Below are 23977 nucleotides of genomic sequence, written 5' to 3'. Positions count from 1 at the left end.
GAGTAACCGTGGATAGCGGTTCGTATGTGCGTCATCTGCATGCGTCAACAATGATGAATTTATCGCTTCAGCGCCTTTTTTCTTATCGAATTTTTTCGAGTGGAGTCCGCCGTGTCACTTACGCTTTGGCAACAGTGTCTTGCCCGTTTGCAGGATGAACTACCTGCCACAGAATTCAGCATGTGGATACGTCCATTGCAGGCCGAATTAAACGACAACACGCTGGCCCTGTATGCACCAAATCGCTTCGTGCTCGACTGGGTTAGGGATAAATACCTCAATAACATCAATGGTCTGCTCAACGATTTCTGCGGCAGCGACGTTCCCCTGCTGCGTTTTGAAGTCGGTAGCAAGCCCGTTACGCGCCAGATTAGCCAGCCGGTAATGGCCAGCGCACATGCCAGTGCGCCGGTGAACCATGGCACCCGTCCGGCCCCTTCACGGCCAAGCTGGGACAGCATGCCTGCCCCGGCGGAGCTGTCATACCGCTCAAACGTGAATACCAAACATAATTTCGATAACTTCGTTGAGGGTAAGTCGAACCAGCTGGCACGCGCGGCGGCGCGACAGGTGGCGGACAACCCCGGCGGCGCTTATAACCCTCTCTTCCTTTATGGTGGCACGGGCCTGGGTAAAACCCACCTTCTGCACGCCGTGGGGAATGGCATTATGGCGCGTAAGCCGAATGCTAAAGTGGTGTATATGCACTCCGAGCGCTTCGTGCAGGATATGGTTAAGGCGCTGCAAAATAATGCCATTGAAGAGTTCAAGCGCTACTACCGGTCGGTTGATGCGCTGCTTATTGATGACATTCAGTTCTTTGCCAACAAAGAGCGGTCGCAGGAGGAGTTTTTCCACACCTTCAACGCGCTGCTGGAAGGCAATCAGCAGATCATCCTGACCTCGGATCGCTATCCAAAAGAGATCAACGGCGTGGAAGATCGCCTGAAATCGCGCTTTGGCTGGGGGCTGACGGTGGCCATTGAGCCGCCCGAGCTGGAAACCCGCGTCGCGATCCTGATGAAAAAGGCGGATGAAAACGATATTCGCCTGCCGGGCGAAGTGGCCTTCTTTATTGCCAAGCGTTTGCGTTCCAACGTGCGCGAGCTGGAAGGGGCGCTGAACCGGGTGATTGCTAACGCCAACTTCACCGGGCGCGCTATCACCATTGATTTTGTCCGTGAAGCGCTGCGCGATCTTCTGGCGTTGCAGGAAAAGCTGGTTACCATCGATAATATTCAGAAGACGGTAGCCGAGTATTACAAAATCAAAGTGGCTGATTTGCTGTCCAAACGGCGTTCCCGCTCGGTGGCGCGACCGCGACAGATGGCGATGGCGATGGCTAAAGAGTTGACCAACCACAGTTTGCCGGAGATCGGCGATGCTTTTGGGGGTCGTGACCATACCACGGTACTGCATGCCTGCCGCAAAATTGAGCAGCTGCGTGAAGAGAGTCACGATATTAAAGAAGATTTCTCAAATCTAATCAGAACATTATCTTCCTGACGCTATGAAATTTATTGTAGAACGCGAGCACTTACTCAAGCCCTTACAGCAGGTCAGCAGCCCACTCGGCGGTCGTCCAACGTTACCCATCCTCGGCAACCTGCTTTTACAGGTTAACGAAGGCAGCCTGCTGCTAACCGGGACCGATTTAGAGATGGAAATGGTGGCCCGCGTCGCACTGACGCAGGACCACGAGCCGGGTGCGACTACCGTACCGGCGCGCAAATTTTTTGATATCTGCCGCGGCCTGCCCGAAGGCGCGGAGATCACGGTTATTCTGGATGGGGAAAGAATGCTGATCCGCTCAGGACGCAGCCGCTTCTCACTCTCCACCCTGCCTGCCAGCGACTTCCCGAACCTGGATGACTGGCAGAGCGAGGTTGAGTTCACCCTGCCGCAGGCCACCATGAAGCGTCTGATCGAGGCCACGCAGTTCTCCATGGCGCATCAGGACGTGCGCTATTACCTCAACGGCATGCTGTTTGAAACCGAAGGGGAAGAGCTGCGCACCGTGGCAACCGACGGCCACCGTCTGGCGGTGTGTTCAATGCCGGTCGGGCAGGCGCTGCCCAGTCATTCGGTGATTGTGCCGCGCAAGGGCGTGATTGAGCTGGTGCGCCTGCTGGACGGCGGTGAAACGCCGCTGCGCGTGCAGATTGGCAGCAACAATATTCGCGCACACGTGGGCGATTTCATCTTTACCTCGAAGCTGGTCGATGGCCGTTTCCCTGACTATCGTCGGGTGCTGCCGAAGAATCCGGACAAAACGCTTGATGCGGGCTGCGACCTGTTAAAGCAGGCTTTTTCGCGCGCGGCTATTCTCTCTAACGAGAAGTTTCGCGGCGTTCGTCTCTATATCAGCGAAAATCAGCTTAAGATCACGGCCAATAATCCGGAACAGGAAGAGGCCGAAGAGATGCTGGATGTGACCTACGGCGGCACCGATTTAGAAATCGGTTTTAACGTCAGCTACGTGCTGGATGTCCTGAATGCGCTGAAGTGTGAAAACGTTCGCCTGCTGCTGACGGATTCCGTTTCCAGCGTGCAGATTGAGGATGCGGCCAGTCAGAGCGCGGCCTACGTCGTGATGCCAATGCGGTTGTAGTAGAATATCGGGCTAACTTACTTGCCATTTTAGGGTTGGGCAGCGCTCAAAATCCTCACGTACTTTGTGTACGCTCCGGTTTTTGCGCGCTGGCCGCCCCCAAACTGGCTACGCCGTTGACGCCCTGGCCTGTCGTAAAGAAAGGGCAGGATGCTGCTCTATCATCGCCTGTTTTGGAATTCCGTCTGTATGGCTTTGACCCGCCTCCTTATTAAAGACTTTCGCAATATTGAAAACGCAGACCTGGCGTTGGCTCCCGGATTTAATTTTCTGGTGGGACCAAACGGCAGCGGTAAAACCAGCGTGCTGGAAGCGATTTATACCCTGGGTCACGGTCGCGCTTTCCGTAGTTTGCAGGCGGGGCGTGTGATCCGTCACGACCAGGACGCCTTTGTGCTGCACGGGCGAATCGCGGGAATGGAGCGGGAAATCTCCGTTGGCCTGACCAAAAACCGCGCCGGAGACAGCAAGGTGCGCATTGACGGCAGTGATGGCCATAAGGTCGCCGAACTGGCGCAGATGCTGCCTATGCAGCTGATCACACCCGAGGGCTTTACCCTGCTTAACGGCGGCCCTAAATATCGCCGGGCCTATATCGACTGGGGCTGTTTTCATAATGAGCCAGGTTTCTTTACCGCCTGGAGCAACCTCCGACGCCTGATGAAGCAGCGTAACGCCGCGCTTCGGCAGGTGTCGCGCTATCAGCAAATTCGCGTCTGGGATCAGGAACTGGCCCCGCTTGCCGAACAGATCAGCGCCTGGCGCGCGGCCTACAGCGATGCGATAGCGGCCGATATTAACGCCACCTGCGCGCAGTTTTTACCCGAATTCGAGCTGAGCTTCTCATTCCAGCGCGGCTGGGACAAAGAGAGTGATTACGCAGAGCTACTTGAGCGCCAGTTTGAGCGCGACAGAGCGCTCACCTACACCGCCAGCGGGCCCCATAAAGCCGATTTTCGCATTCGCGCCGATGGCACGCCGGTGGAAGATTTACTGTCACGCGGCCAGTTAAAGCTGCTGATGTGCGCCCTGAGACTGGCGCAGGGTGAGTTTCTCACCCGACAGAACGGGCAACGCTGCCTGTATCTGATAGACGATTTTGCCTCCGAGCTGGATGAAACGCGTCGGCTGCTGCTGGCCTCGCGTTTAAAAGCCACGCATGCCCAGGTTTTTGTCAGCGCCATTGGTGCCGAACACGTGTTCGACATGGCTGACGAAAAGGGCAAGATGTTCCGCGTGGAACAGGGTAAAATAGCGGTTCAACCTGAAGATTAAACGAGCGAGAAACGTTGATGTCGAATTCTTATGACTCCTCAAGTATCAAAGTTCTTAAAGGGCTTGATGCAGTACGCAAACGCCCGGGTATGTATATCGGCGATACGGATGACGGCACCGGTCTGCATCACATGGTATTCGAGGTCGTGGATAACGCCATCGACGAAGCCCTCGCGGGCCACTGTAAAGATATTGTTGTCACCATTCATGCCGATAACTCCGTTTCCGTGCAGGATGATGGCCGTGGGATCCCTACCGGCATTCACGAAGAAGAGGGTGTCTCGGCGGCTGAAGTGATCATGACCGTGCTGCACGCCGGCGGCAAGTTCGATGACAACTCGTATAAAGTGTCCGGCGGTTTGCATGGCGTGGGCGTCTCGGTGGTTAACGCCCTGTCTGAAAAGCTGGAGCTGACCATTCGTCGTGAAGGCAAAGTTCACCAGCAGGTTTATGTTCACGGTGTGCCGCAGGCGCCACTGAACGTAACGGGTGAGACAGATCTGACCGGAACGCGCGTGCGCTTCTGGCCAAGCCACGAAACCTTTACCAACGTTACCCGCTTTGAATTTGAGATCCTGGCAAAGCGCCTGCGCGAGCTCTCCTTCCTGAACTCGGGCGTGTCTATCAGGCTGGAAGACAAGCGTGACGACAAGCAGGATCATTACCACTATGAAGGCGGTATCAAAGCCTTCGTGGAATATCTGAACAAAAACAAAACCCCTATCCATCCGAACGTATTCTATTTCTCAACAGAAAAAGACGGAATCGGCGTGGAAGTCGCGCTGCAGTGGAACGACGGTTTTCAGGAAAATATCTACTGCTTTACCAACAACATTCCGCAGCGCGACGGTGGTACGCACCTGGTGGGCTTCCGTACCGCCATGACCCGTACGCTGAATGCCTATATGGACAAAGAGGGCTACAGCAAAAAAGCCAAGGTCAGCGCCACCGGTGATGATGCGCGTGAAGGGCTGATTGCGGTGGTATCGGTTAAGGTGCCGGATCCGAAGTTCTCCTCACAGACCAAAGACAAGCTGGTCTCCTCTGAGGTGAAAACGGCGGTCGAACAGCAGATGAACGAACTGCTGGCTGAATACCTGCTGGAAAACCCCTCGGATGCGAAAATCGTCGTGGGTAAAATTATTGATGCCGCCCGCGCCCGCGAGGCCGCGCGCCGCGCGCGTGAGATGACTCGCCGTAAAGGCGCGCTGGACCTGGCTGGTTTGCCGGGCAAGCTGGCTGACTGTCAGGAACGTGACCCCGCCCTGTCTGAAATCTACCTGGTGGAGGGTGACTCCGCAGGCGGTTCTGCCAAACAGGGCCGTAACCGTAAAAATCAGGCCATCCTGCCGCTGAAGGGCAAAATCCTGAACGTCGAAAAAGCGCGCTTCGACAAGATGCTGGCTTCACAGGAAGTGGCGACGCTGATCACCGCGCTCGGCTGTGGCATTGGCCGTGATGAATACAATCCGGACAAACTCCGCTATCACAGCATCATTATCATGACCGATGCGGATGTCGATGGCTCACATATCCGTACGCTATTGCTGACCTTCTTCTACCGTCAGATGCCGGAAATCATTGAGCGCGGTCACGTCTATATCGCTCAGCCGCCGCTGTATAAGGTGAAAAAGGGCAAGCAGGAACAGTATATAAAAGACGATGACGCGATGGATCAGTACCAGATAGCGATTGCGCTTGACGGTGCCACCCTGCACACCAACGCCAGTGCGCCTGCGCTGGGCGGTGAGCAGCTGGAAAACCTGGTCTTCGAGTTTAAAAGCGCACGTAAGATGATTAAGCGTATGGAGCGCCGTTATCCGGTGGCACTGCTGAATGCGCTGATCTACCACCCAACCCTGAGCGACGTCAGCGTGGAAGCGCCGGTGAAGAGCTGGCTGGATGGGCTGGTGGCTTACCTGAACGAGAACGATCAGCACGGTAGCTCTTACCTCGGCCTGGTACGCGAAAACCTTGAGCAGCATACGTTTGAACCGATTCTTCGCGTACGTACCCACGGCGTGGATACCGATTACCCGCTGGACAATGATTTTGTGGTGGGCGGTGAGTATCGCAAACTCTGCACGCTGGGTGAGAAGCTGCGCGGCCTGATTGAGGAAGACGCCTTTATCGAGCGCGGCGAACGTCGTCTGCCGATCGAAAGCTTCGAGCAGGCGGTAGAATGGCTGGAAAAAGAGTCGCGTCGCGGCCTCTCCGTTCAGCGCTACAAAGGTCTGGGCGAAATGAACCCGGAGCAGCTGTGGGAAACAACCATGGATCCGGAAAGCCGCCGCATGCTGCGCGTAACGGTACGGGATGCGATTGCTGCCGATCAGCTGTTTACCACGCTGATGGGGGATGCTGTCGAGCCACGTCGCGCCTTTATTGAAGAGAATGCCCTGAAAGCCGCTAATATCGATATCTGATAGTTCTGTGGTGCCCCGGTCTTTGACGCCAGGCCCTTTTGGTCTGGCGTCAAAGACCGCGTTTAATTATTCAAATACCCCGCCAGCGCATACTGATAAAACTCACTGTTATTCTTAATGCCCAGCTTACGCATCACCGCGCGCTTATGGGTGCTGATGGTTTTTACGCTCAGCTGAGTCAGCCGCGAAATATCCGTCAGAGACATCCCCTCGCTGGTATACCGCACCACCATCGCCTGCTGTTTGCTGAGCGGCGAACGCAGCTGGCTGCGATGCGATGGATTAGCGTTCATAATCGCCGGATTTCGCCGGGTAAACAGCAGCTGCAAACCTTTAGCCGACTCGCGCTTATGCAGATAAATATGATGCAGTGGGCAGTAGTCGCCATGTTCCTCACGACACTGTCGGGCGAAAAAAATTGTTACATGCCGCAGGATTATCCTGCCGGCCAGGGGGATTGCGCGGGGAAAATGGGTTTCCAGGGCGGGTGATGTCTGATTTACATCGGTGATAATAATGTCGGGGGTGAGGAACGAGTCTTCGGTCTCTGAAAGGATGAAAACCGGACCGGATATCAGATTGTTGGGCCAGGCCTGCGAAACCAGCGCCACGGCCCCGGATATAAAAAAGTGGTCAGTACTGACAATGAGTATATTCATGCATCTTTCCTCCATGAAAGGGTGTCTCCCTTGTGCCGTTCAACCTGTATGCCCTTCTGGGCGATAACGGCGACAATGCGCTAACGGGGATAACATCATCGGGGAGCAACCTTGTTCCCTGATGTTATTTTCCAGACTCGCAGCAGGTGTAAAGTTGACAGGCGTTGTAAACGTCACCTTCTGCTTAATCTTTATGCAGATTACTTTACGCGTAAAACAGGTATCCGCGCTACATTTTCCGCTTAAGTATTCTCACTTCTGCGAAGTAGTAAATAATCCAGCCTGTCACGCCCCAGTCCCTCAGTCCGCATCGGCAAAACCTGACGGCGCACCCTCACAAAGCATTATCATGCTGGTCATGGTGCGCGTAATCGCGTTAGCATGAGGAAAACCCTTAGCTGACGAGGATGTAATGGCGATAAAACTGATTGCAATTGATATGGATGGCACCCTGCTTACCCCTCAGCATGAGGTCAGTCCGCGCGTCCGGCAGGCGATTGCAGCCGCGCGTGATAAAGGCGTGGCAATCGTGCTGGCTACCGGCCGCCCGTTTGTCGGCGTTCAGCAGTATTTGCAAACGCTCGACCTGCAGCAGGAAGGGCAGTTTTGTATCACCAATAATGGCGCGCTGGTACAACAGGCGCAAGATGGCGAGTGCGTGGCGGAAGTCGCCCTGACGTTCAGTGACTATCTCTATTTTGAAAAAATGGCCCGTGAGCTGGGCGTCCATTTCCAGGCACTGACAAAAACCCTGCTGTTCACGCCCAATAAAGATATCAGTCAGTATACCGTCCATGAGTCCTCTGTAACCGGTATCCCGCTGCGCTACCGTGCGGTTGATGAGATGGATGCGAACAGCACCTTTCCAAAAGTGATGATGATCGACGACCCGGATAAGCTGGACGAGGCAATATCGCGTATTCCTCAGGAAGCCCGCGATCGCTACACCATCATGAAAAGCTCGGCTTACTATCTCGAGATTCTGGATAAGCGCGTCAATAAAGGCGCGGGCGTGAAGGCGCTTGCAGACCGCTTAGGTCTGTCAGCTGAGCAGGTAATGGCGATTGGTGACCAGGAAAATGACATTGCCATGCTGGAGTTTGCCGGCACCGGCGTGGCTATGGGTAATGCCATTGAGAGCGTTAAGAAAGTCGCTCAGTTTGTAACGAAAACCAATATCGAAGATGGAGTGGCTCACGCCATTGAGAAATACGTACTGTAGCGCCAGCTGACACAGCGAAAAGGGCAAAGGTAAGCACTATGTCGGAACATCAGCTCACGTTTGATCAACGAAATCATCATCTCACCAATATCAATATCTGGACGGCTGACGGCCAGTGGCTGGCTTATGACGTGCGTCCTGACGGTGCCACCTTTACCAGCCTGACTATTGAGCGTGTGAACCTCAGTGGGCAGACCGAGGTGCTGTATCAGGCTACAGAGGGCGCGCACGTTGGCGTGGTCACGGTCAGCCCCGATCTGCCTCCCCGCTACGCCTGTATACATGGGCCTGAGCACCCGGACAGCCAGTGGAAATATGATTTTCATCATCGCCGTGGCGTTATCGTTCAGCATGGTCGGGCGGAAAATCTCGATGCCTGTGATATTACCGCGCCGTTTACTCCCGGCGCCCTGCGCGGTGGGTCGCACGTTCACGTTTTCAGCCCTGACGGTACGCGGCTCAGCTTTACCTACAATGACCATGTTATGCATGAGCTGGACGTGAAAGAGGATCTGCGCAATATCGGCGTGGCGGTGCCTCTGCATGCGGTCTGCCCGCATAAACAGCATCCCCGGGAGTATGACGGCAGCCATTTTTGCGTACTGGTCAGCCAGACCACCTCAACCCCCCAGCCGGGTAGCGATGAGATAAGCCGTGCCTTTGAGGAGGGCTGGATAGGCACTGAGGGATATTTGCAGCATAACGGCCATCGTCAACGCTGGGCGCTGGCGTTTATTGGCGAGACGCGGTCGCAGCAGGGTGAGAAAGTCTGCGAGGTGTTTATCGTCGATTTACCGGAGAAGCTGGCAGATTACGCGCAGCCGGGCGATCGTCCTCTGGAGGGCACCGCGAACCAGCTTCCGGCGCCCCCACGCGGCGTACAGCAGCGCAGGCTGACCTTTACCCACGCTCGCAGATACCCCGGCGTGGTGACGACGCCGCGTCACTGGCTGCGTTGCTCACCGGATGGTCGACACATTGCCTTTCTGATGAAAGACGACGGTGGCGTTGTTCAGCTGTGGATCGTGTCACCCGTCGGTGGGGAACCGCATCAGATCACCCACGTCACCCACGATATTCAGTCGTCTTTTACCTGGCACCCGAATGGCCAGTCGATAGCGTTTATTCAGGACAACAGCGTGATGCTGTGTGAGATACCCAGTGGCAAATTAACGCGCCTGACTGAGCGAACGACGCAGGCACCGCTTGCCGACGCGGTTGTCTGTTCACCAGATGGTCAGCACGTCGCGTTCCTGCGCCAGGTTGATGGCTGGCAGCAGATATTTATCACTGAAACAGCCCAGGGCTAAGGCGCGGTATTGACGGGCTTCCCGTTGATGGTCAGCGGTGCGGCCCCTGCCAGACTTTCCTCAGTATGGTTCTGCTGTTCGCTGCGCAATACGCGCTCGCGAGGGGAGTCGCCAGTTCTGTCACTGTCGGAGCGGAAGTAATCCCACGGCAGTAGCAGCGTATCCAGCACGGCGGTAAAAGGCAGATCGAGAGCCGCCAGCGGGCGCATGACCCAACCATTGCTGCTATCGGCGACCACCTTTGCACCGGCGCGGGTACCGGGATAGTAACCCTGATCGGGCCCGCTATGGGACATTATGCTGGCGCAGCCGGACGTCCCCGCCAGCGAAAGGCAGGCCAGCAGGCCGGCGAAACGACATTTATTTATTGCTATCATATAATCTGAAATATTCCTTTCAGGAATTCTCTTTTCTTTCATGAAATTAGCTGCTTATCCTATATTTCTTAAAATAATCATATCATTCGGTTCGGGCAAACTCCCTACTGACATACGCTTACCGATATGATGCAGAATTGGGATGATTCTGATTACAGTGTATACGCCATGCTCCAATCTTGCATTGGACATGTGTCAAAGACATGAACCCGTTCACGCAACATTTATGTGCGAACGGAACAATTACCCTCAATAGCGTCGGCGAGTGAATATTATAATAAAACGCTCTCTTGTAAGGTGACGGCGACCGCCTGTCGCCGCTGAACGTTTAGCGTTACCCGTAAGTCCAGTGGGAGCGAAGCCTAAAATGTGACATCTGTCAAGAAAGGCTGATTATTGGTTCATTTACATCTGATTAATTTGAATTTGATCTGATAAAGGAAAATTAATCTATGAAATAATTTCCATAACGGTTACCCGCTAATGATTCAGGGAGTAGGACTGTATTTACAGGGATAATGGATAGCGAACGTTTAGAGTCTGCCATTCAGCTGAAATTCTGACAAATATAGGGTCATTATCCTGAATCAATAATAAAACTACGTTTAGATACTTCTGAATATGTAGACGTTAGCAGGTATCGGAAGCTATTGGTGTGCCTGAGAAAGCAGTTCACACTTATTTTAGTAAAAAGCCGTTACGGAGGACGAATGCTAATAAAAAATGATAGTTTTCATAAAGAAATATACCCTGAAAAACACAATTACGTGTCAAGAAGATATTCATTTTCCGAGGGGGATCAACGTTCATTCAAAAATGAATTAAAAGAGATAAACTACTCAACGTTGAAACTAAGGCGTAGTGAAGGGGTTTATAATCTTGCACTGTCTGATGATAATAATATTGTAAATAACCTGGTAAAGGTTGAATATAAAGACAGTAAAATAGAAAATATAAACGCCAGTGCTTATGTATATGGTGGTGCGGTAAAAACAATCCCCGTTAATAATTTTGGCATGTCTATCGATAATAGTGGTCGCCTGGTTTTGATTAAAGGGAAAAGTTATAATTTCATTACAGGGCTTATAAAAAAGTATACAACAGGCTATAGATATAAGACTTCACAATTGATAAATAGCGAATGTGATATAAAGTTCAAAGATATTTACATAGATGATGATGGTCTTTTAATAGGCACCGAGCTGAGTACAGGGAAAAATTATCTGATAAACATTTCTATTCCTGAAACCGATGTAAACAGCAAGGGGCAGTACATTAGTCTTGATTTCCTGGATTGTCCTTTGGGAAATAAAAGCGAAGACCTGACATATAAAATTGATGAGAATAAAAAAGTATCGTACTTTTTAGAAGATAAAAAGTTATACTTACAGGCAATTAAAAAGGGTGATTATTCAAAAGATTACTCATTTATGTTTTATGAAATTAAAATCCCATTGCGTCCAGGCTATAGTCTTTCAAGCATAAAAAAGTCAATGGGTCTTTTACAGGTAGAGGTCCAAAATAGGAATAAGAGGAGGGTTCTCTATATCGACCCCTGTAATATATCACATCATACACTGGTCGTTAATAAAATAAGCCATAAACCCTCACAAGATTTTTCATCTCGAATAGGAAACGATCCTCATGAAAAATATCATGCGGGTTTGCCATTCACATCGGATCGTAAAGCTAATTTCAGTAGCAAAAATATTCCTTTATTCTCACCTGTAATCGATAAATTTAGAACCAATGTAAAAAAAGCCAAACAACATTCTGAAGAAGGTGATTATAACAAGGCTATGATAGATGTCGCAAAAGCTCTTGATCCGGGCATAAGCATTGTTTGCTCTACAGTTTCAGGCCTGGTTAAATCCTCATCCTCAGCAGCTGAGAATGGTACTGATAGCAAAGAAAAATTGTACGATTATAATATAAATAAATTTATGGATCATTCTAAACCTTTATCAAAGGTAGTTAATGATGCCTTGGGAATAAAGTCAGCACTAAATCTTTCAGAATCATTAATCAATTTGGTCGATAATATAAAGCCCAGAGATACACTACATCTAACAAGTACTGACAGGATTGCGGCATTCTTTGGCATTGCTTCTGGTGGTTTACCCTTTGCACCGGGCTGGTTCGCTGGTATTGTCGTGGAACTATCAGACAGTCACAACCTGACACTCTCCAAAATGGAAACTGGCAATATCCGGGTATCATTCAACGATCGGCATAAGTTAGCTGGCACTGCTTTGGCAGGTACCGGGCAAGGGCTGGAAAGAACCCTACTGAATGCGGGCGGGGTAGATTACATGACAGTAATGCCCGTCGAAGCAAATGCTATTATTGCCGCATAATGTATTATAGGTAGTGATTTCTCATTTGATATGTCAGAAGAACACTTCAAAGAGTTTGCCACACAATTTTCAGAACCCAAAAGAGACTCTCCGTTTAGAGATACAGTTGTTACTGAAGCTGAGGCCGAAAAAATAAAAGAAAAGGAAGTTTTCATCAGACTCGAAGCCAAAAGTGAACTAAGAGCACAAGTCGGGAGTATGGTTAATTCCAGCACTTACATGGTCATGCCCCGAACGGCTGTGGGGGCGCGTCTGGCATTAGATTTATTAAAGATAAAAAGCAATGAGTCAGAAAAATCCGGTAAGAAGGATAATATTTTCTATCCCGGTAAGAGTAAGTTTAAAATTACAGCCCTCGACTATGAGGCTGCCTTATTCGCTGAGTGGAAGATAATGCCGATTGCTATGCATGGTGGAGGTGAGGATATACTCTGGTGCTACCCCCTCCCTTTACTGGAAGAAGGCATGACACTGACTCAAAAGACTAATGAAAAACCATTAACCCTCTTTGAAAAAGAAGTAAACGATCAGCAATCGACAATGCCCTATAATAACTTCTCTACAGTAAACAGTATTGATATTGTCAGGAATACACCAGTTTTTATTACTATCAATGATAAAAAAGGGATGAAGGCAGGGCTAAAGCTTAAACAAGTAGCCAGGGAGGATAAATATATATGGTTTGTTAATGATAATCTTCGTGAATTAAGAAAGTCTTTAATTAATAAACAAAGGGATAGTGAGAATAAATCCAGTTCTATCAACGTAATTTCTCATTATGAAATCATTTCAAGCCCAATTATTCCTTCGAAAAGGGTAATGGACAACCCGTTATCAACATCTAATAATTCTGAAGCCAAATCTTATAGATTAAAGAAACTGGAATTCCGCAGGAACAGTTCATTGCAACACAGAGATGCTACAGTTCCAATGCCAATTCTAAACTTATCAAGCGTTCACAGCATTAATTACGATCAGTTTTTGGGTGAAATGGAATTTCATTACAACAGTGGGAGTGATTTATCGCCGGCGAATATAAAAAGTAAGCTGACTATGTTGTATTGATATAGCTATTGCAGTATTGCCAGCCAGGCACCATCTTCCATTGGACATGTGTCAAAGACATGAACCCGTTCACGCAACATTTATGTGTGAACGGAACAATTACCCTCAGTCGCGGCAGGGATAAAGATTATGATGGCATACTGTCCTAAAGTTTGACGGCGGACCACTGGCGCAGGGTTAAAAAAATCGCATATTTGCCCCTTGAAAGCCGCCAGGCCGTCACCATTTTATTAGCAGGGTCACAAAAGCGAACGCCGACAGGGTTCCGCAATTGCGACCGGCGGCCTGTCCATTATGGAAGGTCAGAAACAGTATCTCGCTGACTATCAGGAGTTATCACTATGCGTAATTTCGACCTTGCCCCACTCTATCGTTCATCCATTGGTTTTGATCGTCTGATAAACCTGCTCGAATCCAATCAGGGCCAGAGCAACGGGGGTTACCCACCCTACAATGTTGAACTGGTGGCAGAGAATCAGTACCGTATCACCATTGCCGTCGCGGGCTTCGCCCAGAGCGAACTGGATATTACCGCCCACGATAATTTACTGACCGTGCGCGGGGCGCATCCCGAAGAGCAGCAGGAGCGTACTTACCTCTATCAGGGCATTGCAGAGCGCAATTTCGAGCGCAAGTTTCAGCTGGCCGAGCACGTAAATGTGCGCGATGCCCGACTGGAAAACGGCCTGCTCTATATTGACCTTGAGCGCATCGTTCCTGAAGCGAATAAACCGCGCCGTATAGAGATCGTTAAATAACACGTGCCTGAAAGGCAGGTCGCTGGAGCAAAGTGATATCCACCCCGGACGCTTTCTTTAGCGGACAGAGCCTGAGCCCGTCATCCCGACGGGCTCAGGCGGTTTGATTCAGCCCTGATGTGCCCGTTCAACTTCCTCAGCCAGTATTGCAATGCCCCTCTCAATGGTTTCGCTATCCGGTACGTAATTCATGCGCATACACTGATGCGTGTGCGGCCATGCCTGTTCCAGACCGGGAAAGAAGAAGTGTCCCGGCACCATCAGTACGCCGCGCTTTTTCAGGCGCTGATAGAGGATCTCCGTAGAGATGGGCAAATCTTTAAACCACAGCCAGAGAAAAATCGCTCCTTCGGGTTTATGGATCAGGCAGCGATCTTCCGACAGGTAGCGGCGAATAATGGCAATGGTTTGATGAACGCGCTCCAGGTAGAAGGGCTTAATCACGGTTTCCGACAGGCGTAGCAGATCGCCACGTTCGATCATCTCATGGGCGATGGCCGGGCCGATACTGCCGGGCGCCAGGCTGATAATGCCATTCATGTTACCAATCGCGGAAATCACCTTCTCGTCGGCAATAATAATGCCGCATCGCGCTCCCGGCAGGCCCAGCTTGGAGAGGCTCATGCACAGGATGATATTGGGATTCCACAAAGGACGCGCGTCGCTAAAGATAATGCCGGGGAACGGAACACCGTAGGCGTTATCGATCAGCAGGGGGATATCATGCTGCTGCGCCAGTGCATCGAGCTTTATTAGCTCGTCATCGGTGATAACGTTGCCGGTCGGATTGGTCGGACGGGAGACGCAGATAAGACCGGTATCGTCGGTGATATGCAGATTTTCAAAATCGACGTGATACTTGAACTGCCCGTGCGGCAGCATTTCTATATCAGGACGGGTTGAAACGAATAGCTCCTCATCCAGCCCGGCATCGGCATAGCCCAGATATTCCGGCGCCAGCGGAAACAGAACGCGTTTTTTACTGCCGTCGGCACAGCGTCCGGCATAAAGGTTAAACAGATAAAAAAAGGCGCTCTGGCTGCCATTGGTCAGGGCGATATTCTCCGGGCCAATCTGCCAGCCCAGCTCATCACGCAGCAGCGCAGAGAGCGACGCCAGCAGGGTACTTTTACCACGCGGCCCGTCATAGTTACACAGCGCCCCGGACAGGGTTCCCTCGTCATGCATCTGCTGTAACAGCTGCTGGAAGTATTCATCCATCGCCGGAATATGTGCCGGATTTCCCCCGCCCAGCATGACGGCACCTGGCGTGCGCAGGCCTTCACCCATATCTTCCATCAGGCGGGCGATGCCTGAATGGCGCGTAAATTTGTCCCCGAAAGCGGAAAAGCGCATAGCCTGTTAATCACTTGTTATATTCAAACAGACAACCACCTTAACGCCCCCGTCGGAGTGATGCAATCTTCAACGTCAGCGCCCGATGAAGTGCATTTTCTTAACGTGCTCTGGCAAAAACATGTGGCATTATTATCTGCTGGATGGATTGCACTATACCCCCCGAGAGGGAATTTAATTTTTCTGCGACCTGATGGTAATTTAAGAAGTTAACCTTAGTAACAGGAATATAATATACAAAGCAGAAAAATTATAACCCTGGTTATCATTATTTGACTTATTAAAATCCTGACTTTTCACCTCAATGAACGTTAAACGAACCGGCGTTAATGCTTAATTCAGCCACAAATCTGCGCGTGTTAAATAAGCCTGCCGTACATTTGGTAAAATTAGATCCTGTCTGCTAACTAACTGTTTTTATGTATTATAAGGTGAGTGATGAAAAAAGCAGTAAATAATAATAATAACGCACGTTCTTATCTGGATTAATATCCGCTTTAGTAATTAAATAAACCACCCTCGGTTTTTATATTTACATCATTAATCACTAAGCTAAATCACAGCATATCATAGTGTGACACCTGGTTTATTTAGTTGATAGATCTGAAATTCTTCATTTCTTGCGGAAAATTACCGAATATTTACCATAGGACAGGGCTATCAAATATTATTTTTATGATAGGTTAAAACGATTTAACATCATTCAGTGCCGGGTCTATATTTTCGGCGATTTCGAAAATAATTTAATCTGATATCAGTATTTCTATCTTTAATTTCATATTTTTATTTACTACGCTGACGTATTTCCGGAGGGGAAATGAAGAGAGTAATTTTGACATCAAGTCTGGTTTTTATGCCTGTAATGAGCAGTAATGTAAATGCGGCAAATGGGAAAGTCGCTTTTACCGGAGAAATAATTCAGTCTGCCTGTCAGGTCGTCTCTGGCGATCGTGATAAACAGGTATTTCTGGGGAAGTATGGGACATCAGCGTTTCCTGCGACAGGTTCTACGACAGGTGCTAAAGCCTTTAGCGTTAGCCTGGAGAAGTGCGAAGCGGGTAATTATACCTTACGTTTTGATGGCCCAACCCCTGAAGGTCAACCCAACCTGCTGGCGGTCAGTAAAGCGTCAGGGGTAGGTATTGAACTGTTGGCGAATAACGATAAGGTGATCCCCATCGGGCAGGTTGCCGGTGATGACGCTTTATACCAGAGTATCGCCAGCAGCGGTGATGCCTCAGGAACGACGACGTTCAATCTGCGCGCCAGATATAAATCGTATCAGCAAAACGTTATAGCGGGTGAAGCAAACGCTAATGCAACCTTTACCGTAGAATATAAGTAAATATGATGAAAGATGACGCAACGATCTCTGCGTTTTTCAGGCGTTATAAATCTAAATTGTTTCTTATTTTTTTTTCACTCCTGATGGCATTTTCCTTTTTCGCGGAAGCGGGGGTACAGATTGAAGCAACAAGAATAATTTACAATGCAGATTCACGTTCAGCCTCTTTATCTATTAATAACGACAGTGACGATCCCTATATGGTGCAGTCATGGTTAGATAATGGCGATAAAGAGGCGATGAACAAAAGTATTCCTGTGGTGGTGACGCCACCCATACTGAAACTTGCGGGACAAAAAGAGGCAATACTGCGATTTATCTATTCCGGTAAGGGGCTGGCCGCCGATCGTGAATCGCTGCTGTGGGTAAATGTACAGGAAATACCGCCCGCCCCACGGGAAGATAACGTTTTACAGGTTGCGATTCGTACCAGACTGAAGCTTTTTTACCGGCCCGCCAGTATAAAGGATACCTTGCAGCATGAGGCCGCACGTTTGCAGTGGCGGCGCAGCGGGAATAGCCTTCGGTTAGTCAATAACAGTCCCTATCATATCACGCTGAGCGCTGTCACCTTAGGTACTGCCGATAGCAAAAGGGTAAAGCTCAGTGAAGATATGGTAAAGCCGTTTGGTGAGCTATCTCTGCCGGTACCACAAGGGTCATTAAACGTTAAAAAACTCAGTTTCACTTATATAAATGACTACGGTGGTCATACAGAAATTAAAGATGTTGATATAAATTGATGGATTTCGAAGGACCAGGGTAATGGCGTGCGACATGATACAATTAAGCCCGAATAAGATCATCAGGCTTTCTAATATCCTGATGGTCATTTCCTTAGGGCAATATACTCTATCCCATCCAGCTATGGCGGAAGATAAATTTAATTTATCGTTCATTCATGGTGATAATAATGCTACGAAGATCCAGTCAATGAGGGAGGGAGATGATATTATACCCGGCAAGTATCCCACCGATATTTATCTTAATAACCAACGAGTAGACCACCGGGTGCTCTCTTTTGCAAGAGAACACCCACAGGATAAGATCCTACCCTGCATTACTGCCGGGCTTTACCGTAATTACGGCGTAATCATGCCAGCAGAGTATAGTCTGGCGAAGGAAGAGGTGTGCTTTGATATTGCAGCCCAACGTCCTGGCGCAATCCTGATAGCTGATCCAGCCAAACAGAGAGTGGATATTACCGTTCCCCAGCTGTTTATGGTTAGTCACGCTCAGGGTGCTCTCCCTGCGTCCGTCTACGACGATGGCATCAATGCTGGCTTCGTGAACTACAGTTTTAGCGGAAACAGGAATACCTATAATAATAACGCAAATCATAATGTTTCTGAGTACGCTTTTATCAGTGTTAATAGCGGTGTGAATATTGGAAGCTGGCGATTTCGTAATAACTCTGTTTATAGCAAGCGTTCATCCTGGTCAGGAAAAGGGAAGAATATTGCTTCCTGGGCTGAAACCGATCTCACTGCTTTGCAAAGCCGTCTTACGGTGGGTAAAACCAGCACCGGCAGTGATGTCTTCGACAGCGTCCAGTTTATGGGCATTCAGGTAAGCTCGGCGAAAGAGATGCTGCCGGACAGCCTTACTGGCTATGCGCCGGTGGTGCGCGGTGTTGCCACCTCTAACGCGCGTGTCGATGTCAGACAGAACGGATACACCATTTACAGTACAAACGTGGCGCCCGGGCCATTTGCCATTTCTGATATTTATCCCAGTAATCTGAGCGGCGATCTCCATGTCACCGTGATTGAGGCTGATGGGACTAAAAACAGCTTTATCGTCCCTTATGCCTCCGTGCCCAATATGATACGTCAGGGTCAGTGGCAGTATCAGCTTACCGCGGGCACATATCAGAATGGGTTTACCGCCTATACGCCCGATTTTATTGAGGCGACGGTTTCCCATGGTACGCGCTACGATTTGACGCCGTATGGCGGCATTATTGTTGCTGAAAACTATCGCGCTGGCGTCACCGGGCTGAGTAAGAGCCTCGGTTCGCTGGGTGCCCTGTCATCAGCGCTCTCCTTTTCTGAAACCCATAGGGTAGCGGGTGACAGTAAAACGGGTACCGCGATGAAGCTTATGTATGCAAAATCTTTAGCAAAGACCGGTACTGAATTTAAGCTGACCGGATACCGTTATCCTGGCAGCGGATATTATGAGTATGCTGATGCCGTAGCCGAGCGCGATCGCTGGGAAAATGGGCGCTATCGGAACATCTACTGGGATAACCGTAATTATTACGACGACTCAGACACCACGGATAGCATGCAGGCTCACCGGCACGTTTATTATACCCGGCATTTTCCTACCCGCCGACAGAAGGTAGACGTTTATGTCAATCAGCAGATTGCCGGGAAGGCGAGCGTATTTATAAATGCCAGTGGTCAGAGTTATTGGGGGGCAAGCGGTATTGACCGGAGTCTCCAGATAGGACTTAACAATAGCTTCAGGGATGTCGTGTATGGCCTGTTTATTCAGGATACACAAAGTAACCATCACGACAATGACCGCAGCTGTAATCTTAGCGTTTCAGTTCCCTTTAATGTCGGTAAATCCCGAACCGTTATGGCAAATTTCAGCGCCAGTCATAATAAGGCCGACGGCAACGGATTCAATTCGGGAGCAAGCGGTTCTCTGCTTGATGATAATCGCCTGAGTTATTCCGTGCAGACGGCAAATGCCCAGGGATCCAGCCTGATCAATTCGGCAAATTTAGGCTATCAGGGCAGTATCGGGAATGTTGACGCGGGCTATAGCTACGGCGGCGGGACCCGGCAGGAAACCTTAGGTCTTGCGGGAGGCATCGTCGCGCACTCGGGAGGCATTACCTTAACGCAGCCATTACAGAATACATTTATTTTGGTTGAGGCAAAGAATGCCCGAGGCACGCGCTTAGAAAATCAGCCAGGCGCCGCTATCGACCCTTTCGGTTATGCCGTTATGACCTCTGCGGTGCCATATCATCATAACCGCGTGGCGCTGCGCACCGCAGATATCAAAAATGGTGTGGATATACCTAACGCCGTAAAAGATATCGTCCCCACCTATGGTGCCATTGGCCGTATTAAATATGACACGTTCACCGGGCAGAGCCTGTTAATACACAGTACTCATCGGGACGGGATCGTGCCGCCTCTCGGCGCAGCTGCGCTAAGTTCGGCAGGCATCAGTAAGGGTATTGTGGGGACAAATGGCGATATTTTTATTTCCGGTGCCAATGCAGGGGAGCGAATTTTAGTTAAATGGGGAGAGGGCAAAGAGGAAAGCTGTCACTTTCTTATCCCTGACTTACGTTCTAAAAAAGGCGAGATCACCGCGGGATATCGTGAAACAACTCTCGTCTGCGCGCAAAATTAAGGGGCTAACGTGCACCATTTTAAACAATGTAGTAAATGGCCGTTATTTAGCCTGTTGTTAATGCTCTCTATGGGATATTCGGTTAAGAGTTTTGCCCTGGCGTGCCGGGGTGAATCGGGAAGCGTCAGGCAGGTTATCATTCTCGATAAACCCATTAATGTTTCAACGGCTAACAAAGCGGCAGGAACGCTGCTGTGGCGTTCACCCTCCTATACGTCTGAATTTACCTGTCAGGACGACCGTCGGCACCCTGAGGGAGAGAATGCCTATCTCTACTGGGATCCGGCTAATGCAATGGGACGGATCCATAATTCGATTGAAGTGGGCGTAACTTATCAATCTATTGATATTAAACCGGTTAAAGGTGCCAGAAGCGACGTCGGGCCTGCTACCCGATGCGTCCGGTCCTACTATGGCTGTCGCACACCCGCTGAGCCCTTAACGGTGACCGTGACCTATTCCGTTTATATAAAAGCGACAGGCAATCCGCCGCCTGCGGGAGGTAAAATTAATGACAACGGAACCTACTCTCTTTTTCAGGTGGACGGCGTGCTGGGTCTCAACTCGATCAGGGACAGTAATTTTAACGCTTATATCACCGGGCTGGGGAATATCAGGTTTATTTCCTGCAATCCTAAAATCACGATCGCGGGTAATAACGGCAGTACCGTTGAATTTGGTCATATATCACGACTGAATGCGGTGGCGGGTAAAATCGAGAAGCAGGTGCCTTTTTCAATCCTCACCAGCCTGGTAGACAAGGATTCCGGACAGGATTGCCAGGGCGAGACGCTGGAAGCCAGCTTTAGTACAACTTATCCGGTCAGGGATAGGAGCGTTATATTGCCGACCGATAAAAGTGGGTTTGGTATCGTTCTCTCCCAGACGGAAACACCCGGAAAGGCGATTCAAATGAACACACCTGTCCCCCTCGGTGTGATTAATGGAGATGTCGTACAGAGGGATTTTTTCGCCAGTCTTAAATGGCTTAATACCAGTCCGCAGATAGGGCCTTTTTCTGCCTCGGCAAACGTGGATGTTACCTTTAAATAGTCGGGTTTTGCGTCAGTTTTTTAAGGTTTTATCCGGCTGGCAGGATTTTAAAAAAGCAGTTTCGGTTATTCGCATTAAAGGACATAAACCCAGTGCGGTAAATCTCCGGGAGGGATTTCCCCATGATTTTATAAGGTGATAACAATGACCCGACATGAATTTCTGCTGCACTTTCGCCGCTGTTCCAGGCTCGAAACGCTCGAAAAGGTGTATGAGCACCTTATCCATACCCGTCCGGCAACGCTTGTCGATATCATTGCCAGCGCATACGACCACCGTAAGGCCGAACTGATCACCGGACGCCTGTACGATCGCGTCCCTGCGGCAGTGTGGACTTTTGTTAAATAACCTTTTCATCCCTTGCCGGGGCTGAGTGTGAGGGGGAAGGCGGGCAGCGTCAGAAAAGCCCGGGCGGATCGGCGATCCCCCCGGAGAGGTGATTACTTCAGTACCTGCGGATTGACGCAGTTTTTATCGACCTTGCCGGTCAGTGCGGTAATCAGGTTATCGACCGCATCCTTCGCCATGCCGTAGCGGGTTTCATGCGTGGCAGAGCCAATGTGAGGCAGGGCGACCACGTTGGGCAGCGTAAGTAGCGGTGAGTCGGCGGGAAGGGGTTCTTTCTCGAATACGTCCAGACCGGCGGCGTGCAGAGTGCCGTCGCGCAGCGCGGCGATCAGCGCCTCTTCGTCAATAACCGGCCCGCGTCCGGCATTAATCAGCACTGCGCTCGGTTTCATCTTCGCCAGCTGCTCGCGGCCGATTAAATGGTGCGTCTCTTCGGTCAACGGCAGGCTGATGCAGAGAAAATCAGACTCACGGAGCAGCCTGTCGAGATCGCACCAGGTGGCGTCAAAGCGCTGTTCGGCCTCTTCATGATGCCTGCGGGCGTTATACAGAATGGGCATACTGAAGCCAAGGTGAGCGCGCTGTGCCAGCGCCATGCCGATACGGCCCATCCCGAGGATGCCCAGCTTTTTATGGTGGACGTCAACCCCAAACCAGTCTGCGCCGATGCTGCCCTGCCACTCACCGGCTTTCACCCGATCGGCAACCTCAACAATGCGTCGTGCGGAAGTCAGCACCAGCGCCATCATGGTATCGGCGACGGTTTCCGTCAGCACGGTTGGCGTGTGCATCAGTACCACGCTGCGCGCGTTAAGGGCATCAACGTCGAAATTATCGTAGCCTACCGAGACGGTTGAGGCCGCGCGCAGCTTTGGCGTTTTTTGCAGGAATTCGGCGTCAACTTTGCCACCGGAGCCCAGGATACCCTCCGCCTGCGCGAACGCGTCGGCATGCCTGCTCAGCGTTTCCGGGCTCAGGTCGCTGAGCTCGGTTACCGTAAAATGGTCGTCGAGCTTTGCGCGTAAATCATCGGGTAAGGTCTTATACAACACCACTGAAGGTTTCATTCTTTGCTCCCTGTTTGCAAAAGGTTGGGGGTCGGGCTCAGGCATGTTTAGCGCCATTAGCCAGCGGCGGCTGTGTATTCGCGGCGGGCTTTACGATAAGCGTCAGCCACACGGAGATCAGCAGTGACGCCCCCATAAATATATACGATGCAGAAGGGCTGCCGGTGGAGCCATTCAAATAGCCCACCACCCAGGAGCCGAGGAACGACCCCAGTGCGCCCATGGCGTTAATCAGCGCCATCGCCCCACCGGCAACGTTGCGCGGCAGCATCTCGGGGATAATGGCGAAGAATGGCCCATAAGGGGCATACATTGCCGCGCCCGCTACCACCAGCAGCGAGAAGGAGAGCCAGAAGTGGCTGGCACCGATAAACCAGGAGCCTAAAAACGCCAGCGCCCCAATCAGCAGCAGGGGCCAGACGAACAGTTTGCGATTTTGTAATTTGTCAGACGCCCATGAAACCACCAGCATGGCGATCGTGGCGGCCAGATAAGGCACGGCGGAAAGCCAGCCAGCCTCAACCATCCCCATCTGGGTACCGTTGCGCAGAATCGACGGCAGCCAGAGTACAAAACCGTATACCCCGATACTCCAGGTAAAATACTGCATGCACAGAATAATGACGTTACGGGATTTAAAGGCTTCGCTGTAGTTGCGCACCGCCTTGATATTCTCCTGCTCCTTTTGCAGCTGCGCCTGCAAAGCGGCCTTTTCGTCGGCGCTCAGCCATGTTGCCTGTGCCGGTTTATCCTGCACCATAAACCACCAGGCTACCGCCCAGATCACCGCCGGAATGCCCTCAAAGATAAACATCTCCCGCCAGCCGAAGGCGTTAATCAGATAGCCAGACACCACCGACATCCACAGGACGGTGACCGGATTACCCAGAATAAGAAAGGTATTGGCGCGGGAACGCTCGGATTTCGTAAACCAGTTGCTGATATAGATAAGCATGGCGGGCATGACGGCGGCTTCCACTACGCCGAGGACAAAACGGATCACCGCCAGCATCGGGATATTACTGACCATACCGGTCAGCGAGGCGCAGACGCCCCACAGAAGCAGGCAGACAAACACCAGTTTCTTGACGCTGCGGCGCTCTGCATACACCGCGCCAGGGATCTGGAAGAAGAAATAGCCCAGAAAAAACAGCGCGCCCAGCAGGGATGACATGCCTTTGGTAATGCCGAGGTCATCGTTGATCCCCGCTGCCGACGCAAAGCTGAAGTTCGCTCTGTCGAGATAGGCCAGGCTGTAGGTAATAAACACGATGGGCATGATATACCACCAGCGTTTAGGCGCGATTTTACTCTTTTCCATCGTAATACCTCTTGAGTGAGGGGCTAACGCCGGCTGTGTCACTGAG

19 protein-coding genes and 1 pseudogene are annotated in these 23977 nt (G+C 50.7%); 15 read left to right on the top strand and 5 right to left on the bottom strand.

Annotated features, from left to right (window positions below; all coding sequences use genetic code 11):
- Positions 1 to 111: 111 nt before the first annotated feature.
- From dnaA to gyrB, 4 genes are all read left to right on the top strand, one after another.
- Positions 112 to 1506 (top strand): chromosomal replication initiator protein DnaA, encoded by a 1395-nt coding sequence (gene dnaA / locus AAGR22_RS21600; RefSeq protein WP_067700541.1) that lies wholly within the window; start codon positions 112 to 114, stop codon positions 1504 to 1506.
- A gap of 4 nt (positions 1507 to 1510) precedes the next feature.
- A complete protein-coding gene (gene dnaN, locus AAGR22_RS21595) occupies positions 1511 to 2611 on the top strand; it encodes a DNA polymerase III subunit beta (protein WP_067700538.1) in 1101 nt (366 codons plus the stop codon).
- Positions 2612 to 2800: 189 nt separating this feature from the next.
- Positions 2801 to 3886, top strand: a complete 1086-nt coding sequence (gene recF, locus AAGR22_RS21590; protein ID WP_345829551.1) for a DNA replication/repair protein RecF — start codon at positions 2801 to 2803, stop codon at positions 3884 to 3886.
- 17 nt (positions 3887 to 3903) lie between these two features.
- A complete protein-coding gene (gene gyrB, locus AAGR22_RS21585) occupies positions 3904 to 6312 on the top strand; it encodes a DNA topoisomerase (ATP-hydrolyzing) subunit B (RefSeq protein ID WP_067700535.1) in 2409 nt (802 codons plus the stop codon).
- 62 nt (positions 6313 to 6374) lie between these two features.
- On the opposite strand, the gene AAGR22_RS21580 is transcribed toward gyrB, so the two are convergent.
- Positions 6375 to 6971 (bottom strand): LuxR C-terminal-related transcriptional regulator, encoded by a 597-nt coding sequence (locus AAGR22_RS21580; RefSeq protein ID WP_067700532.1) that lies wholly within the window; start codon positions 6969 to 6971, stop codon positions 6375 to 6377.
- Between the two features lie 412 nt (positions 6972 to 7383).
- Between AAGR22_RS21580 and yidA the strand changes: the two genes are divergently transcribed.
- Together yidA and AAGR22_RS21570 are read left to right on the top strand one after the other, a co-directional pair.
- Entirely contained in the window at positions 7384 to 8193 is an 810-nt protein-coding gene (yidA, locus tag AAGR22_RS21575; RefSeq protein WP_345829548.1) for a sugar-phosphatase, read from the top strand.
- Positions 8194 to 8231: 38 nt separating this feature from the next.
- Positions 8232 to 9503, top strand: a complete 1272-nt coding sequence (locus tag AAGR22_RS21570) for a DUF3748 domain-containing protein (protein WP_345829546.1) — start codon at positions 8232 to 8234, stop codon at positions 9501 to 9503.
- Here AAGR22_RS21570 and AAGR22_RS21565 read toward each other — a convergent pair.
- Positions 9500 to 9880 carry a YceK/YidQ family lipoprotein gene (locus AAGR22_RS21565; protein ID WP_345829545.1) on the bottom strand — a complete coding sequence of 127 codons (381 nt, stop codon included), beginning with the start codon at positions 9878 to 9880 and terminating at the stop codon, positions 9500 to 9502. The two genes, AAGR22_RS21570 and AAGR22_RS21565, sit on opposite strands and share 4 nt — an antisense overlap.
- 710 nt (positions 9881 to 10590) lie before the next feature.
- Here AAGR22_RS21565 and AAGR22_RS21560 point away from each other — a divergent pair.
- From AAGR22_RS21560 to ibpA, 3 genes are all read left to right on the top strand, one after another.
- Positions 10591 to 12237: a hypothetical protein gene (locus AAGR22_RS21560; RefSeq protein ID WP_345829544.1), complete on the top strand. Its 1647-nt coding sequence runs from the start codon at positions 10591 to 10593 to the stop codon at positions 12235 to 12237.
- A gap of 30 nt (positions 12238 to 12267) precedes the next feature.
- Positions 12268 to 13302, top strand: coding sequence for a hypothetical protein (locus tag AAGR22_RS21555; RefSeq protein WP_345829542.1), 1035 nt, complete (start codon positions 12268 to 12270; stop codon positions 13300 to 13302).
- Positions 13303 to 13643: 341 nt separating this feature from the next.
- Entirely contained in the window at positions 13644 to 14060 is a 417-nt protein-coding gene (ibpA, locus tag AAGR22_RS21550) for a small heat shock chaperone IbpA (protein ID WP_067700519.1), read from the top strand.
- A gap of 108 nt (positions 14061 to 14168) precedes the next feature.
- Here the strand turns inward: ibpA and AAGR22_RS21545 are convergent, their stop codons facing one another.
- Complete coding sequence (locus tag AAGR22_RS21545; RefSeq protein ID WP_067700516.1) at positions 14169 to 15416, bottom strand: valine--pyruvate transaminase; 1248 nt, start codon at positions 15414 to 15416, stop codon at positions 14169 to 14171.
- Positions 15417 to 16233: 817 nt separating this feature from the next.
- Between AAGR22_RS21545 and AAGR22_RS21540 the strand changes: the two genes are divergently transcribed.
- From AAGR22_RS21540 to AAGR22_RS21515, 6 genes and pseudogenes are all read left to right on the top strand, one after another.
- Positions 16234 to 16761, top strand: coding sequence for a fimbrial protein (locus AAGR22_RS21540; protein WP_067700513.1), 528 nt, complete (start codon positions 16234 to 16236; stop codon positions 16759 to 16761).
- A gap of 83 nt (positions 16762 to 16844) precedes the next feature.
- Positions 16845 to 17504: a molecular chaperone gene (locus AAGR22_RS21535; protein WP_345831642.1), complete on the top strand. Its 660-nt coding sequence runs from the start codon at positions 16845 to 16847 to the stop codon at positions 17502 to 17504.
- A gap of 22 nt (positions 17505 to 17526) precedes the next feature.
- A pseudogene (locus AAGR22_RS21530) lies at positions 17527 to 18006 on the top strand (FimD/PapC N-terminal domain-containing protein); the annotation flags it as partial.
- 135 nt (positions 18007 to 18141) lie between these two features.
- Entirely contained in the window at positions 18142 to 20142 is a 2001-nt protein-coding gene (locus AAGR22_RS21525) for a fimbria/pilus outer membrane usher protein (protein WP_345831641.1), read from the top strand.
- A gap of 60 nt (positions 20143 to 20202) precedes the next feature.
- A complete protein-coding gene (locus AAGR22_RS21520; RefSeq protein ID WP_345831640.1) occupies positions 20203 to 21195 on the top strand; it encodes a fimbrial protein in 993 nt (330 codons plus the stop codon).
- Between the two features lie 144 nt (positions 21196 to 21339).
- Positions 21340 to 21543, top strand: coding sequence for an Hha/YmoA family nucleoid-associated regulatory protein (locus AAGR22_RS21515; RefSeq protein ID WP_067700507.1), 204 nt, complete (start codon positions 21340 to 21342; stop codon positions 21541 to 21543).
- 92 nt (positions 21544 to 21635) lie between these two features.
- Here AAGR22_RS21515 and ghrB read toward each other — a convergent pair whose 3' ends face one another.
- Positions 21636 to 22610, bottom strand: coding sequence for a glyoxylate/hydroxypyruvate reductase GhrB (ghrB, locus tag AAGR22_RS21510; RefSeq protein WP_345829539.1), 975 nt, complete (start codon positions 22608 to 22610; stop codon positions 21636 to 21638).
- Between the two features lie 37 nt (positions 22611 to 22647).
- A complete protein-coding gene (locus tag AAGR22_RS21505; RefSeq protein ID WP_345829537.1) occupies positions 22648 to 23931 on the bottom strand; it encodes an MFS transporter in 1284 nt (427 codons plus the stop codon).
- Positions 23932 to 23977 lie beyond the last annotated feature (46 nt).

This window comes from Erwinia sp. HDF1-3R (assembly GCF_039621855.1).
GTDB lineage: Bacteria > Pseudomonadota > Gammaproteobacteria > Enterobacterales > Enterobacteriaceae > Erwinia.
Note: the sequence above shows the minus strand (reverse complement) of the source record. Positions and strands in the feature narration are given on the sequence as shown.

Coding starts and splice junctions, on each gene's coding strand:
- dnaN (WP_067700538.1), top strand. CDS start 1,511: ATGAAATTTATTGTAGAACGCGAGCACTTACTCAAGCCCTTACAGCAG.
- recF (WP_345829551.1), top strand. CDS start 2,801: ATGGCTTTGACCCGCCTCCTTATTAAAGACTTTCGCAATATTGAAAAC.
- gyrB (WP_067700535.1), top strand. CDS start 3,904: ATGTCGAATTCTTATGACTCCTCAAGTATCAAAGTTCTTAAAGGGCTT.
- AAGR22_RS21580 (WP_067700532.1), bottom strand. CDS start 6,971: ATGAATATACTCATTGTCAGTACTGACCACTTTTTTATATCCGGGGCC.
- yidA (WP_345829548.1), top strand. CDS start 7,384: ATGGCGATAAAACTGATTGCAATTGATATGGATGGCACCCTGCTTACC.
- AAGR22_RS21570 (WP_345829546.1), top strand. CDS start 8,232: ATGTCGGAACATCAGCTCACGTTTGATCAACGAAATCATCATCTCACC.
- AAGR22_RS21565 (WP_345829545.1), bottom strand. CDS start 9,880: ATGATAGCAATAAATAAATGTCGTTTCGCCGGCCTGCTGGCCTGCCTT.
- AAGR22_RS21560 (WP_345829544.1), top strand. CDS start 10,591: ATGCTAATAAAAAATGATAGTTTTCATAAAGAAATATACCCTGAAAAA.
- AAGR22_RS21555 (WP_345829542.1), top strand. CDS start 12,268: ATGTCAGAAGAACACTTCAAAGAGTTTGCCACACAATTTTCAGAACCC.
- ibpA (WP_067700519.1), top strand. CDS start 13,644: ATGCGTAATTTCGACCTTGCCCCACTCTATCGTTCATCCATTGGTTTT.
- AAGR22_RS21545 (WP_067700516.1), bottom strand. CDS start 15,416: ATGCGCTTTTCCGCTTTCGGGGACAAATTTACGCGCCATTCAGGCATC.
- AAGR22_RS21540 (WP_067700513.1), top strand. CDS start 16,234: ATGAAGAGAGTAATTTTGACATCAAGTCTGGTTTTTATGCCTGTAATG.
- AAGR22_RS21535 (WP_345831642.1), top strand. CDS start 16,845: ATGGCATTTTCCTTTTTCGCGGAAGCGGGGGTACAGATTGAAGCAACA.
- AAGR22_RS21520 (WP_345831640.1), top strand. CDS start 20,203: ATGCTCTCTATGGGATATTCGGTTAAGAGTTTTGCCCTGGCGTGCCGG.
- AAGR22_RS21515 (WP_067700507.1), top strand. CDS start 21,340: ATGACCCGACATGAATTTCTGCTGCACTTTCGCCGCTGTTCCAGGCTC.
- ghrB (WP_345829539.1), bottom strand. CDS start 22,610: ATGAAACCTTCAGTGGTGTTGTATAAGACCTTACCCGATGATTTACGC.
- AAGR22_RS21505 (WP_345829537.1), bottom strand. CDS start 23,931: ATGGAAAAGAGTAAAATCGCGCCTAAACGCTGGTGGTATATCATGCCC.